We start from the raw sequence: 12,914 nt of genomic DNA on the forward strand, positions 1-12,914 counted from the left end.
TTCAGAGATTGCCGACCTTGCCGCTGCAGGCCCCGTCGAGCCGGCACCCCTGCCAGGTCCCGCGACGCTTCAGCTCGTTCACTACGGCGTACCACATCCGGTTGTTCTTCAGGTTCCAGGAGGGGGCCACCCTGATCTCGACGGGGGCCGAGCCGTAGAGGCGCTGGATGGCGATCTGCGGGGGAAGGAGCTCCAGGAAATCGCAGGCCGTGGCCACGTAGTCGTCGAGGGTCACCGGGATGAACTCGCGCCGGGAATAGAGCTCGGCGAGACGGGTTCCCCTCACCGCGTGGAGCTGGTGGAGCTTCACCGAGTTGACCGGGAGGCCGGCGATGAGGCCGGCGGTCCGGAGAAACCCCTCCCGCGTCTCGCCCGGGAAGCCGTAGATCAGGTGGGTGCAGAGGTCGATCCCCCGGCCGGCGATCCGCTCCACCGCCCGGAGGTATTCCGCCAGGGTATGCCCCCGGTTGATCCGGCTCAGGATGGCGTCGTCCATCGACTGCAGGCCGAGCTCGATGCAGACGTAGCGCTCCCGGGCCAGCTCCTCCAGCAGGTCGAGGGCCTCGTCGGCAAGGGAGTCGGGGCGGGTGCCGACGGAGATCCCGACCACGTCGGGGTGGGCCAGTGCCCGGCGGTAGAGGTCCCGGAGCCTTGCCGCGGGGGCATAGGTGTTGGTGAATTTCTGGAAATAGACGATGAACTTCTCGCTCCCGAGCCGGGTGCGGTGGTAGGCCATCCCCTCCGCCATCTGCTGCTCGATCGGCTTGTCGGGAAGGGTCCCCCCCGGCGAGAAGGAGCTGTTGTCGCAGTAGACGCACCCCCCCGTCCCCCGGGTCCCGTCACGGTTGGGGCAGGTGAAGCCGCCGTCCACGTTCACCTTGCTCACCCGGCAGCCGAAGCGGTGTCGCAGGAACGTGCCGTAGGAGTTGATGCGGAGATGGGGGTTGAGGTGCTGGTCGGCCATGCGTTACCTTTTGCGGGATGGGTGCGGTAGGAGCGAAAGGAGAGCCCGTGCCTCGTCCCGCGGACTGTCGGCGGCGCAGATGGCCGAGATCAGGGCGATGCCGGCCGCCCCGGCGGCCATGGCGTCGGCGGCATTCTCCCGGGTGATGCCGCCGAGGGCGAAGACCGGCAGCGAAACGGAGCGGACCGCCTCGGCAAGGGGGGCGAGCCCCACCGGAGGACCGTAGCGCGCCTTCGACGCCGTGAAGAAGACCGGCCCGAAGGTGATGAAGTCCGCTCCCCCCTCTTCGGCCGCCCGGGCGCCGGCCAGGGTGTGGCACGAGACGCCGATGAGCCGCTCCGGCCCGAGGAGCCGGCGTGCCACGTCGGCAGGGATGCCCTCCTCGCCGAGGTGGACCCCGTCGACTCCCGCCGCCAGGGCGACGTCGATCCGGTCGTTGACGAGGAGCCGGGCGCCGAAGCGTCCCGTCAGCTCCCGCAGGGCGCGGGCCAGCTCCAGGAGCTCCCGTGGCGCGAGGTCCTTTTCCCGCAGCTGCACCGCGGTCACCCCCCCCGCCAGCGCCTCGCCGACGACGGCCAGGAGGTCGCGTCCTGACGTCTGATGGCGGTCGGTGATGAGATAAAGGGGGAACGAATTCGTCTTTGCCTTAGCCAATCATCCCCTCGATGGGGCTCGAAGCGGTGGCGAAGAGCTTCTTCGGGATCCGCCCCGCCCGGTAGGCGAGCCGCCCCGCCCGGACCGCCAGGTTCATCGCCTCGGCCATGGCGATCGGGTCCTTCGCCCCGGCGATGCCGGTATTCATGAGCACGCCATCCACCCCGAGCTCCATGGCGATGGCCGCGTCGGAGGCGGTCCCGACCCCGGCGTCGACGATGACCGGTACCTTCACGGTGTCGAGGATGATCCGGATGTTGTAGGGGTTGCGGATGCCGAGGCCGCTGCCGATGGGGGCCCCCAGCGGCATGACCGCGGCACAGCCGATCTCCTCCAGCCTCTTGCAGACGATGGGGTCGTCGCTAGTGTAGGGAAGGACCGTGAACCCTTCCTTGACGAGGACCCTGGCCGCCTTGAGCAGCTCCTCGTTGTCCGGGAAGAGGGTGTTCTCGTCGCCCAGGACCTCCAGCTTCACCATGTCGGACATCCCCGCTTCCCGGGCGAGCCGGCAGGTGCGGACAGCGTCGTCGGCGGTGTAACAGCCGGCGGTGTTGGGGAGCAGGGTGTATTTCTTCGTGTCGATGAAGTCGAGGAGTGACTCCTTGGTGCGGTCGGTGATGTTTACGCGCCGCACCGCCACGGTGATGATCTCCGCACCGGAGGCCTCGAGCGCCTGAACCATCTGTTCGTTGCTGGCGTATTTGCCGGTGCCGACCATGAGGCGGGAAGAAAATTCCCTCCCGGCGATCACCAGTTTGTCGGTCGTGTTGGACATGGCAGTCTCCTGTCTACCCTCCGCCCACGAAGTGGACGATCTCCAGGCGGTCGCCGCCGGAGAGGTGGGTGGTTTCATAGTTCCCCTTGGGGAGGATGTCGAGGTTGAGCTCCACCGCCACCCGGCGGGGGTCGATATCGAGGGAGGCGAGGAGATCCAGGACCGACATCGGGGTGATGGTCTTCGGTTCTCCGTTGACGATGATTTCCATGGTTATCTCCGTCGTGCCCGGCGGGCCGGGAACTGTAAACAAAAAGGACCGCGAAAGCGGCCCCTTGGATGAACGCGCTTCCCTACGCCGGCATTACCCGGATCAGGTTCAAAGGGTCGCTCGCCGCATGACGGCGAACTCTCAGTCGAAACTCCCCTAGCGAATGAACGTATGCAGTTGTCGATAAACTCGGAATAAAGCTAGCAATTCGGCGGTAATTCGTCAAGCGTTTTCCGGTTTTCACAGGGACATCCTCCTCCCGCACCGGATTCAGTCCCTGCGCGATTGTTCGATGGCGTCGAGAACCTCCTGCTCCTTCCGGATCTCCTCCGAATAGTGGTTCCAGATGTGGTAGCTCTCCAGCGCCAGGATGGTGAAGCCGGCGGCGAAGACGGCCCAGAAGTTTTCGTCGAGGGCCCGGGCAAAGTGGTAAAACGCGTAAAATGCGGAAAGGTAGCCGACGTGGGAGAAGGCGCCGAACTGCCCGGAGCCGCTCATCATGCGGGAAAGGATGAGGATGATGGCCGAGAAGGTGTAGAGGACCAGGGCGCCGCTGATCATCAATGCCGACGGGGGGCGGCCGAGGAGTGCCCGGACCGTTTCCGGAAGGGTGGGGAGGGGGCTAAAGTCCCGGAGAGCGACGGTGCTTATGGCGATGAAGAGCGCCATGGCCCAGAGGCCGCGGTTCGACATGCTCCGAAGCTGCGCGATCCGGCGGACGGTTTCTGCCCGTACCGCGTCCCGGTCCGGAGGGGTGCCGGGATGCCCGGGTGGTGAGGTGAGTTCCCGGGAATCTCTCATGGACTCCCCGTTGTCACCTGTCCGCCGGAGGATCGGAGCCCCCTTCACGGTCGTCGTCACGTGACTTGAGCTTTGCCGCCATCTCCTGGAACGAGCGGGCGAGTTCCCCGATCTCGTCCCGGTATACCGGCGCCTTCAGCCCCGTCTCGCCGCGCCTGGTCCGGGAGACGTACTCCCACAGCTCCCTGATCGGCATGAGGACATTTCGCTGCAGCAGGGCAGACACCCCCCCGACCGTCAGGGCGAGTATCATGAGACAGAAGACGGTCATCCTCATCCTGAGTGTGGCAAGGGTCCGCTGGAGCGGCTCCTCCGAAAGTCCGATGTCGAGGATGCCGAGCACTTTCTGTTCGGCGGTGTGGACGTGGCAGGGGGCGGCGAAGCATTCGGGCTCGTTGTAGACCGGAGCGGTGATGGCGATGATGCTCCTGCCCCGCGCGTCGATGAAGCGGCGGGCCTGTTCCATCCTCCCCATGCTCGTTGCCGCCACGGGGCCCGCATGGCAGGCGATGCAGCCGGGGGCCTTCTTGTCGACGATGGTGTTCACTTCCGCATGGTGGGCCGAGAAGGCGACCACCCCTTTCTTGTTGAAGATTCGGACCTGCTCCACCCCTTTCTGCTGGCCGATGTTGCCGATGATGTTGCGCAGCATCTCGCGGTCGTCCTTGAGCATGGCGTAGCGGGTCGACTTGATGATGGTGTCGGCAAGGTTGGTTTCGTGCCGGATGGTGTCGTTGAGCATGTCGGTCTTGATGACCGAGTAGAGGAGGAGGCAGCAGACAATGACGAATCCGGTGACGGCGAGGGCGGGGGGGACAATGGCTTTGGCGGCGAAGCTCTTGAACATAAGCGCTCCTTGATCGGATTCGATCCCCTTCAGGACATCACATCCAGTGTATCCCCGACGGCGGACAATGCCAGGGCGGGGTCTTGCGCCCCGCCCTGGGCCGTGGAGCTACATGTTGTGGCACTTGACGCAGTCCTCTCGGACGCTGAAGGCGGTCTTGCCGTCATGGCAGGCGCCGCACGACTTCCCCTTCTCCATTTCGAGCATGGTGACGACCTTTGCGCTTCTTCCGGCCTTGAAGATCCTGGTGTGGCAGTCGTTGCACGAGTACATGGCAAGGTGGACGGTGTGGCTGAACGTGGCCGGTCCCGCTCCCTTCACCTTGAAGGCGACGTCGTGGACCGGGTGGCATTTCGCGCACTCTTTCACGCTGAAGGCGGCCTTGCCGTTATGGCAGGCGCCGCACGACTTCCCTTTCTCCATGGCGGCCATGCCGACCGGCCTGTTCCGGCCCGGGGTGAAGAGCTTGTTGTGGCACTCGCCGCACTTGAGCTTCCCGGCGTGCATCTTGTGACTGAAGATGATCCTGCCGGTCTCCCGGGAGGTGATGCCCACTTCCTTGACCGTGTGGCAGGAGGCGCATTCGCCCACGCCGAAGGCGGTCTTGCCGTTGTGGCAGGCACCGCACGATTTCCCCTGCTCCATCTCGGCCATGGTGAACGGCTTGTTGAGGCCGGCCTTGAAGAGTTTCGGGTGGCAGGCGCCGCAGTCCGGATACATCGCCAGGTGCTTCCTGTGGCTGAAGGGGGTCGGCCCGGTGGCCTTCACCTTGAAGGTGATCTCCTTCACGGCGTGGCAGCGGCCGCATTCCTTGAGGGGAAACGCCTCCTTGCCGGTGTGGCAGGCGCCGCACGATTTCCCCTTTTCCATGTCGGCCATGGTGCGGGTGACCTTTTTCCTCATGTCGAAGATGGCGGGGTGGCAGGCCTTGCAGTTGTTCTCGATCCCCTTTTTGCCGATGTGGACCTTGTGGCTGAATACCACCTTGCCGGCGTCCTTGGTGGAGAAGGTCACGTCCTTGATGGTGATCGCGAAGGCAAGGCCTCCGGCGACGACCATCCCTGCCGCGAGGAGAAGGGTGCAGCGCAGTCTCATGTTCGCCTCCTGTGGAAAGTGGATGCTGATGGGCACAAAACAGGTCGAATTATAGGTAAGCAGTCCGGATTAGTCAATTTTAAATACCCCTCGCTCATCGACCGTTTTGGGCGTTCACGGGGAGCGGCCGCAAAAAAGGCGAAACGCCCCGTGCGTTTCGCCTTTCGTGGAGAGGGGGGCCGCTAGTGGTGCTCCACCTCCTCCCACCCGTCCCACATCGGCTTGAAGTGGGCCAGTGGGGTATGTCCCATGGTGGCCAGGTAGACGTGGACGAAGAGAAACGCGAAGAAGCAGCAGGCGATCAGGAAGTGGGCGCTCACCAGGATCTTGATCCCGCCGATCAGGATGATCCATTCGCGCAGCGGCGCCACGTTCAGGATCAGGATGCCGGTTGCGATCACCAGCGGCATCAGCACCAGCATGAGCCCCATGTACGCCATCTTCTGCATTGGATTGAACTTGTCGTCGGGGGTGGCGTGGTGGGGGCTCTGCCCTCCCTTGAAGAAGTGATAGAAGTAGTAGAGCACCTGCCGGAATATCCCCATCTTGATGTCATAGGTGCTGGGGACGTAGAGCCTGAACAGGTTCCCCCTGACGATCAGGTAGTAGCCGAGCCAGACGGCGTAGAAGATGGAGACGGTGATCCCGGCGGTGTTGTGGAGCCGGATGGCCGCCTTGTAGCTCCCTAAGATGTTGACGTACTCGGGAAACCGGATCTGGATGCCGGTGATGCAGAGGGTCACGATCCCGAGGGCGTTGATCCAGTGCCAGATCCTTACCGGCATCGGGGTGAGGTAGATATATTCTTTTTCGGTGTGGGCGCTCATGGTCAGTGCTCCTTATTTCTGTTGTTCCTGGTCAGGAACCGGAACGTCCCGTGGATGCCGGCGAAGGCCATCCCGCCGCAGATGATCAGGCCGCCGACGATGGAGAGGGCCGTGCTGCGGGTGGAGCCCATCATGTAGAAGTCGGGGGTGCCGTAGAGGAGGTCGAGGATGGCCCCTTTCTCGACGGCGACCCGGGCGAAGGTCCCGTTTCGGTCCGGAAAGGAGATGAAGCTCGTCTGCAGCGCCCGGGGCCCCGAGGCGTGGCAGAAGGTGCAGTCCCAGCGGTTGTCGAGGATCTGGTAGGAGTGGGTCACCTTCTCGGGGGTCATCATCCCCCAGAGCCGCAGGCCGTCATGCCTGGCGTCGCGGTTGAAGGTCCGCAGCTCGGCCAGGGAGATGAAGCTGTCGCCGTTGGTGTCGATGAGGGACTTTACCTCCTTGTCCCCCGGTAGGAGCTGGGTGAGGTCCTGGTAGGTCGCCACCTTGAAATCGCCGTGGGGCTTGTTTCCGGCCCGTTTCTCGATGTACATCGTGATCACGTAGTTGCGGGAACCGGTATGGCAGGTGATGCACGGCAGCGCGTCGAGGTGGAGGTTCGCCTGGGGGAGCCACTTGTCGTGCACCGTCACCATTCGGGCCGTGTCGTGGCACTTGGCGCACATGGCGTTCATGTCGCGCCCCGATAACGCCATCGGCTGTTTCACGGCATGGGGGTTGTGGCAGTCGGCGCACCCGGCGTTGTTGGCGTGGAGGCTGGCGGCGTACTCCTTCTGGACCGGGCCGTGGCACTCCTTGCAGGTGGCCCGCGACGGCCTGATCCCGTCGTCCGGGTGGCTTGAACTGACCGCCTCATGGCACGAGGTGCAGCCGATGATCGCGTGGGTCGTCTGCGAATACTGCTGCGGGTCGATGTAGATGTGGGAGCCGCTCGTGCCGCTGATGTTCCGGTCGCCGTGGCAGCCCAGGCACTGCTCCTGCGGTTTGTCGGCGGCAAGGGCGCCGGCGGTCATGACCCCCAGGAGCGAAACCGCCAGAATTGTCGAGCGTAGCGTTAACATTGTGTCGTCTCCTTTGTCGGTAGGTTCTGCCGGGGGGCGCGGCGACTCAGCTGGAGGCGTGCTCCTTGGCCAGCGGACGCTCCTTCCTGAGCCCCCTGGCGAAGCCGAGCATCATCATGACGGCCGGCAGGAGCTGGGCGACGATGATGAGGGCGCAGAACCCGAGGAAGATCCAGACGAAGATTCCGCTGTTGTCCTCGCGGGCGCCCGAGGCCGCCAGCGCCGGGACGACGGTTCCGATCCACAGGACTGCTGCGTTTACGATGGTTGAGCGTTTCATGGCATCCTCCTTGTTGGGTATGTGGTGTCGCGTGATTCTGTGTCGGGTCACCGCGCCGGGCAGCATCTACATGAGGCTGTCGAAGGCGCACCGGACCGCAAGGCGTATCTCTTCCCTGTCCTCCGGCAGCACCGGCCTGAGGGCGTGATAGAAGATCCCCTCTTTCCGGAGCTTGCGGATCACCGGGAGCGAGGCGTCGTCGGATACGAGGATAATCGTCAGGTTCCGGTTGCATTTCTTGAGCAGCGGGATCAGCTCCCCCGCCTTGAAGTCGTCGAACTCGCTTCCGATGATGACCACCTGGGCGGTTTTCTTGAGTATTCCGTAGAGGGCGTTGGCCGCCGAGTTGGTGACGATGACGTTGTATCCCGCCTCGATAAAGAGCTCCGCCAGCTGCTTGCGTGCTTCCGTATTGTTGTCTGCTATGAGAAGTCCTAACATAGCCGTATCCCTCTCTGCCGAACATCGCTCCTTCCGCCCCGGCTCAGGCGGAGCGGTTGGTTTCGCTCTCTTCCGCGGACGGCCGGCTGAAGAGCCCCTTGATCATCGAGGCGAAGAGGAGCACCCCCGGAACGAGCTGAAAGGCGATGATGAGGGCGCCGAAGGCGAGAAACAGCGTCACGAGGAAGCCGTTGCCTTCGGTTTCGGCGCCGCTTGCCGCCAGTGCCGACGTTGTTGCTGCCAGAATCAGGGCCAAGGTTTTCGTCGCGGTTTTCATGTTATCCTCCTTCAAGAGGTGTGGTGTTCGTCACATCTTTCTTTGTGCAGCAGGCGTGCCTGAAGTTAAAAGAAATTACTTAAAACTGATAAACGCCCGGAATACCGGGTTAATTTGAAAGGTCGGAGAGAGTTGGAGCCTGTCGCTGCTGCCGGGGTGTGTATGGACGGGATATACTGCGAATCTCCTCCGTATGGCCCGGCTTCCGCGGGGACGGTCGGACAAGTGCCTGAAATTTCGCAGATAATCGCTGCCGGAGGTAGATGTATAAATAAATATACAGGGGGAGGCAGCCGCAATATGCCGAATATGCGGTCGATTTGGAAAGGGGAGGGAGGCGGAGCAGGTGTTGGAGGGTTTTCGGTGTTTGACTTAAAAATTCAATTGTTGTAATTTAGTTGATATTAATAAACACGAATTTGTGACGGCCGTGAAACTGTTTTGAAGGTGATCCCGTAACGCTCAATCCCTTTGGTGAAAGGTGGCGGCAATGGAAAACATCGATGTCCTCGTGGTCGACGACGAAGCGGTCATACGCGAGGGATTGCGGCGCATCCTGTAGAAAGAAGGGTTCCATGCGGAAACCTCTCCCAGCGGCCAGATCGCCCTGGAGCGGATGCAGGACGAGAATTTCAGCCTGGTGATCACCGACCTGAAGATGCCCGGCATGAGCGGCATGGAGGTCCTGAAGGCGATCAAGGTCCTGCAGCCGGAGGTGCCGGTCATCATTATCACCGGTTTCTCCACCGTCGATACCGCCGTGGAGGCGATGAAAAACGGCGCCTTCGACTACATCGCCAAGCCGTTCACCCCCGAGCAGATCGTCGAGAAGGTCCGCAAGGCCCTTGCCCAGCGGGCGGTGCTGCTGGAGAACATCTTCCTGAAGAAGGAGCTGGGGGAGCACCACGGCTTCGATCTCTTCGTGGGGGAGAGCAAGGAGATGCAGAAGGTCTACCGCCGCATCATCCAGGTGGCCCCCACCGACAGCACGGTGCTCATCACCGGCGAGAGCGGCACCGGCAAGGAGCTCGTCGCCCGGGCGATCCACAACAACAGCCATCGGCGCGACAACCCCTTCGTGGCGGTCGACTGCACCTCCCTGGCGGAGACCCTCCTGGAGAGCGAGCTCTTCGGCCACATCAAGGGGTCGTTCACCCGCGCCATCCAGACCAAGACCGGCCTCTTCAAGGTGGCCGACGGCGGCACCCTCTTCCTCGACGAGATCTCCAACATCAGCCTCACTACCCAGGCGAAACTGCTGCGGGTCCTCCAGGAGCGGGAGATCACCCCCATCGGCGGCACCCAGCCGGTGCCGATCGACATCCGCCTCGTGGCCGCCACCAACAAGAACCTTCGGACCCTGGTCTCCCAGGGAAGCTTCCGGGAGGACCTCTTCTTCCGCCTGAACATCATCCCCATCGACCTTCCCCCCCTGCGGGAACGCAAGGGGGACCTGCCGCAGCTCATCGGCCACTTCCTGACGACATTCTCCGAGGAGATGGGGAAAGAGATCCGCGGACTCGCCCCCGACGCCCTGGCGCTGCTGGAGGAGTACAACTTCCCCGGCAACGTGCGGGAGCTGGAGAACATCATCGAGCGGGCGGTGGTCCTGGCGGAGGGGGACCTGATCCAGAAGGAGGACCTGGAGCTGCGGGTGGCGGGGAACGAGACCGGCGGCGGGCTCGGGGGATACGTCCCGCAGAACGTGGACGAGCTCAAGGAGACCAAACGGCAGATCCGGGAGCGGGCGGTGGAGCCGATCGAGAAGGCGTTCGTCCTTCAGGCCCTCAAGCGCAACAACTGGAACATCACCCGGGCGGCGGAAGAGACCGGGATGCTTCGCCCGAATTTTCAGGCGCTTCTGAAGAAGCTGCGGATTTCGGCGAGGAACCAGATGGGCAACTGAAGCAGCAAAGACAAGTTGAACGGAAGGCCGAAAGGGGCGTCTCGCGTGACGCCCCTTTCGGCTTTTCATCTGACGTCTCAGGCGGAGGAGGGTGCCGATGAATCCGCAGCGGCACCCTCCGGCGCCCCTTCATGCATCAGCGGGAGCCAGATGGTGAAGGTCGTCCCGACCCCTACGGTGCTCTGCACCTCGATCCTTCCTCCGTGGGCCTCGATGATGCCGTAGGAGACCGAAAGGCCAAGGCCGGTTCCCCTGTTTTCCTTGGTGGTGAAGAAGGGGTCGAAGATCTTGCCGAGGATCTCCTCGGGAATCCCGCAGCCGGTATCGCCGATGGCGGCGTAGGCCTCGGCGCGTTCCCGGTCGAAGCCGGTCCGGACCAGAATCTTTCCAGACCCGGAGATGGCGTGGCAGGCGTTGAGAAGCAGGTTGATGAAGACCTGCTCGATCTGATGCGGGTCGAGGAGCATCTCCGGGATGTCCGTATTGTACTCCTTGATGAGCCGCACGTCGTGGAAACACGACTGGTTCCCGACGAGGGTGAGGGTGGCGTCCATGACCTCGTTGAGGGATGCGGGACGCTTCTGGGGAAACGATTCCCGGGAGAAGTCGAGGAGCCCCTTGACGATCTTGGCACAGCGCTGGGTCTCCTTGACGATCAGGTCCAGGTCTCCCTTGAGGGACGGGTCGAGTTTTGAGTCGCTGGAGAGGAGCGAGGCGAAGACGAGGATTCCGGTGAGGGGATTGTTGATTTCGTGGGCGATCCCCGCCACAAGTTCTCCGAGCGACGCCAGCTTTTCCGAGTGAACGAGCTGGGCCTGGATTCTCCTGAGCTCCTCGGTGCGCTCTTCCACCTTCGTCTCCAGGTTTTTCCCCCAGTCCGCCAGTTCGTCGTGGGCCTTCTTGAGGTTGACGGTCATGTCGTTGAAGGCCCCGGCCAACTCACCCATCTCGTCGTGGGAATTGATGGCTACCCGGGCGTCGAGCTCGCCGCTTCCGACGAGGTGGGCGTACTGTACGAGGCGGCGGACCGGGCGGTTGACGAAACGCTGGGTGAAGAAGGTGAGGCAGAGGGCGATGAGCCCGATCTGGAGAACGGTGAGGATGATGATCTCGTTGCGGTAGGCGTAGACCTTGCGGTGCATCGGATCGAGGGAGACGACGACGTCGAGGACCCCGAGGACCTTCGCCTCCTTGGGATGGAAGTGGCACGGCGCGGTATAGCAGCGCTCTTCGTTGTAGATCGCCTTCGCCAGGCCGAGGACCTCGTTCCCTTCCCGGTTGCGGAAAATCCTGCTCCGGTTCATGGTGGTGGCGTGGACGAGGGGGGAGGAGCCCGAGTGGCACATGCTGCACGCCTCGGCCTTCTTGTCGAGGTAGAGGCCCGTCTCCTTCGGGTCGGTGGAGTGGGTGACGAGGCCGAACTTGTTGATCATTCGGATCCGTTCGATGATCCCCCGCTGGGCGCCGACCTCGTCGATGATCTGGTAGGCCCGTTTCAGGTTGTTTTCCAGCATGTGGTAATGGGTGGTCCGGACGATGGTCTCGCCCAGCTTGTCGGCATCGGTGACCGCTTCCTCGAAGAGAAGCTTATCCAGCTGCTCGACGTTGATGTAGGCGAAAAGCCCCATGGTCAGGAGCAGGACCGCGCTGGTGGCGATGGAGAGCTTCGCGATGAGGGTCAGTCGCACGATGGCACGCTCCGGGGGGGTTGCGGAGGGAGGGGTCTGTTAGAACAGGCTAATTCAGCTTACCGGGGGGATGCGAAAGAGTCAAGGTTTTCGTCGCGGGGATGTTCCGGGAGACAAGCGGTACGGACGTTGACGGCTGGGGGCAATTGGGCTACTATCCTTGAGAGACGGCGGCCGGGCAGGGAGTGGGCGCCAAGACCGGAGACGGGGGGATGATGATACGACAAGAAGGGCGGGAAACCGCATACTTTCCGTTTGAGCTGCAGGTGTCGGGCGATGCGTGGGAGCAGCTCGGACTGGCGAGCGTCCGCCGGGCGCTTGCGCCGGGAGCCGAGGTTCCGCGCATCATGGTCGCCCGGCAGGTGGCAAGCCGGCTCAATCGCCTCCCCGATCTGGCGGACCGGCCGGTGCCGGCGGGTCAGCTCAATCTCTACATCATCATGCTCAAGGCGCTTCGCCACATGATGGATCACTATGCAGACGCCCGCCACCCGGCCCTCCTGGCCGATTCCGTCTCCGCCTGCGGTTACGCCTACGAAGCCGGAGAGCTCGGTGACACCATCACCCGGTTCGTGGAATTCTTTCCTCCCGGAGCGGTCCTCGATGGCATGGCGACAGCGGCGGAATTCCTGGCGGGGGACACCGCCGATCGGCGGCGACGCCAGCGGGTGGTGAAGGAGCTGCTGTTGCTGCGGGTAGCGGCCGACAACCGGGCGCTCGATCCGTTTCGCCTGCTGTTCGACGACCGTGAGCTGGAGCGCCGTTCCTCCTACCGGCGGGTGATGGCGAACCTGGAACGGGAGCTCGGGAACGCTCCCGCCGACCAGGCATTCGGGCTCACCCTCCCGGAGCTTCTCCGTGCCCCCCTAAAGGCGTCGCCCGATTCCCTCGCCGGCCAGCTGGCGTACATCCGCAGTCACTGGGAGCCGTTCCTCCCCCCCGAGATCCTCGCCGAGGTGACGACCGCCTTCGACATCGTGGCAGAGGAAACACGGCCCCGGTGGGGAGGGGCCGGCCCCCCCCAGGTTCTGGAGTTCACCCCGCGGGTAGGCTTCCCCCACCCTGACGACCACTATCCGGAGCCGGAGCG

The 12,914-nt window shown here is 63.4% G+C and carries 13 protein-coding genes, 2 pseudogenes and 1 riboswitch; of the genes and pseudogenes, 2 read left to right on the forward strand and 13 right to left on the reverse strand.

What is annotated here, in order from left to right:
• Position 1: 1 nt before the first annotated feature.
• From M6689_RS02960 to M6689_RS03015, 12 genes are all read right to left on the reverse strand, one after another.
• A complete protein-coding gene (locus M6689_RS02960; RefSeq protein WP_298267627.1) occupies positions 2 to 964 on the reverse strand; it encodes a TIGR01212 family radical SAM protein in 963 nt (320 codons plus the stop codon).
• A 3-nt stretch (positions 965 to 967) separates the two neighbouring features.
• On the reverse strand, positions 968 to 1,618 hold the full coding sequence (gene thiE, locus M6689_RS02965; protein ID WP_298267629.1) for a thiamine phosphate synthase: 651 nt from the start codon (positions 1,616 to 1,618) through the stop codon (positions 968 to 970).
• Complete coding sequence (locus tag M6689_RS02970) at positions 1,611 to 2,393, reverse strand: thiazole synthase (RefSeq protein WP_298267632.1); 783 nt, start codon at positions 2,391 to 2,393, stop codon at positions 1,611 to 1,613. The genes thiE and M6689_RS02970 overlap by 8 nt, the downstream gene beginning before the upstream one ends.
• 13 nt (positions 2,394 to 2,406) lie before the next feature.
• Complete coding sequence (gene thiS / locus M6689_RS02975; RefSeq protein WP_298267634.1) at positions 2,407 to 2,604, reverse strand: sulfur carrier protein ThiS; 198 nt, start codon at positions 2,602 to 2,604, stop codon at positions 2,407 to 2,409.
• A gap of 62 nt (positions 2,605 to 2,666) precedes the next feature.
• Positions 2,667 to 2,772: riboswitch (TPP riboswitch) on the reverse strand.
• Between the two features lie 102 nt (positions 2,773 to 2,874).
• The gene (locus M6689_RS02980; RefSeq protein WP_298267636.1) at positions 2,875 to 3,405 is read right to left on the reverse strand and encodes a menaquinol oxidoreductase; all 531 of its coding nucleotides are present in this window, start codon (positions 3,403 to 3,405) and stop codon (positions 2,875 to 2,877) included.
• A gap of 13 nt (positions 3,406 to 3,418) precedes the next feature.
• Complete coding sequence (locus M6689_RS02985; protein WP_298267638.1) at positions 3,419 to 4,252, reverse strand: HAMP domain-containing protein; 834 nt, start codon at positions 4,250 to 4,252, stop codon at positions 3,419 to 3,421.
• Positions 4,253 to 4,360: 108 nt separating this feature from the next.
• On the reverse strand, positions 4,361 to 5,347 hold the full coding sequence (locus M6689_RS02990; protein ID WP_298267641.1) for a cytochrome c3 family protein: 987 nt from the start codon (positions 5,345 to 5,347) through the stop codon (positions 4,361 to 4,363).
• Between the two features lie 182 nt (positions 5,348 to 5,529).
• Positions 5,530 to 6,174: a cytochrome b/b6 domain-containing protein gene (locus M6689_RS02995; protein ID WP_298267643.1), complete on the reverse strand. Its 645-nt coding sequence runs from the start codon at positions 6,172 to 6,174 to the stop codon at positions 5,530 to 5,532.
• 2 nt (positions 6,175 to 6,176) lie between these two features.
• The gene (locus M6689_RS03000) at positions 6,177 to 7,232 is read right to left on the reverse strand and encodes a cytochrome c3 family protein (RefSeq protein ID WP_298267646.1); all 1,056 of its coding nucleotides are present in this window, start codon (positions 7,230 to 7,232) and stop codon (positions 6,177 to 6,179) included.
• Between the two features lie 46 nt (positions 7,233 to 7,278).
• Positions 7,279 to 7,512 (reverse strand): hypothetical protein, encoded by a 234-nt coding sequence (locus tag M6689_RS03005; protein ID WP_298267648.1) that lies wholly within the window; start codon positions 7,510 to 7,512, stop codon positions 7,279 to 7,281.
• A 66-nt stretch (positions 7,513 to 7,578) separates the two neighbouring features.
• A complete protein-coding gene (locus M6689_RS03010; RefSeq protein ID WP_298267651.1) occupies positions 7,579 to 7,953 on the reverse strand; it encodes a response regulator in 375 nt (124 codons plus the stop codon).
• A gap of 43 nt (positions 7,954 to 7,996) precedes the next feature.
• On the reverse strand, positions 7,997 to 8,230 hold the full coding sequence (locus M6689_RS03015) for a hypothetical protein (RefSeq protein WP_298267653.1): 234 nt from the start codon (positions 8,228 to 8,230) through the stop codon (positions 7,997 to 7,999).
• Between the two features lie 490 nt (positions 8,231 to 8,720).
• Between M6689_RS03015 and M6689_RS03020 the strand changes: the two are divergent.
• A pseudogene (locus tag M6689_RS03020) lies at positions 8,721 to 10,136 on the forward strand (sigma-54 dependent transcriptional regulator).
• A 77-nt stretch (positions 10,137 to 10,213) separates the two neighbouring features.
• On the opposite strand, the gene M6689_RS03025 reads toward M6689_RS03020, so the two are convergent.
• Entirely contained in the window at positions 10,214 to 11,824 is a 1,611-nt protein-coding gene (locus M6689_RS03025; RefSeq protein ID WP_298267655.1) for an ATP-binding protein, read from the reverse strand.
• A 212-nt stretch (positions 11,825 to 12,036) separates the two neighbouring features.
• Between M6689_RS03025 and M6689_RS03030 the strand changes: the two are divergent.
• Positions 12,037 to 12,914 (forward strand): annotated as a pseudogene (locus M6689_RS03030) (alpha-amylase); the annotation flags it as partial.

It is taken from the genome of Geobacter sp., assembly GCF_027327745.1.
Lineage (GTDB): Bacteria > Desulfobacterota > Desulfuromonadia > Geobacterales > Geobacteraceae > Geobacter.

Coding starts and splice junctions, on each gene's coding strand:
- M6689_RS03010 (WP_298267651.1), bottom strand. CDS start 7,953: ATGTTAGGACTTCTCATAGCAGACAACAATACGGAAGCACGCAAGCAG.
- M6689_RS03000 (WP_298267646.1), bottom strand. CDS start 7,232: ATGTTAACGCTACGCTCGACAATTCTGGCGGTTTCGCTCCTGGGGGTC.
- M6689_RS03005 (WP_298267648.1), bottom strand. CDS start 7,512: ATGAAACGCTCAACCATCGTAAACGCAGCAGTCCTGTGGATCGGAACC.
- M6689_RS02995 (WP_298267643.1), bottom strand. CDS start 6,174: ATGAGCGCCCACACCGAAAAAGAATATATCTACCTCACCCCGATGCCG.
- M6689_RS02970 (WP_298267632.1), bottom strand. CDS start 2,393: ATGTCCAACACGACCGACAAACTGGTGATCGCCGGGAGGGAATTTTCT.
- M6689_RS02980 (WP_298267636.1), bottom strand. CDS start 3,405: ATGAGAGATTCCCGGGAACTCACCTCACCACCCGGGCATCCCGGCACC.
- M6689_RS02985 (WP_298267638.1), bottom strand. CDS start 4,252: ATGTTCAAGAGCTTCGCCGCCAAAGCCATTGTCCCCCCCGCCCTCGCC.
- M6689_RS02960 (WP_298267627.1), bottom strand. CDS start 964: ATGGCCGACCAGCACCTCAACCCCCATCTCCGCATCAACTCCTACGGC.
- M6689_RS02990 (WP_298267641.1), bottom strand. CDS start 5,347: ATGAGACTGCGCTGCACCCTTCTCCTCGCGGCAGGGATGGTCGTCGCC.
- thiS (WP_298267634.1), bottom strand. CDS start 2,604: ATGGAAATCATCGTCAACGGAGAACCGAAGACCATCACCCCGATGTCG.
- M6689_RS03015 (WP_298267653.1), bottom strand. CDS start 8,230: ATGAAAACCGCGACGAAAACCTTGGCCCTGATTCTGGCAGCAACAACG.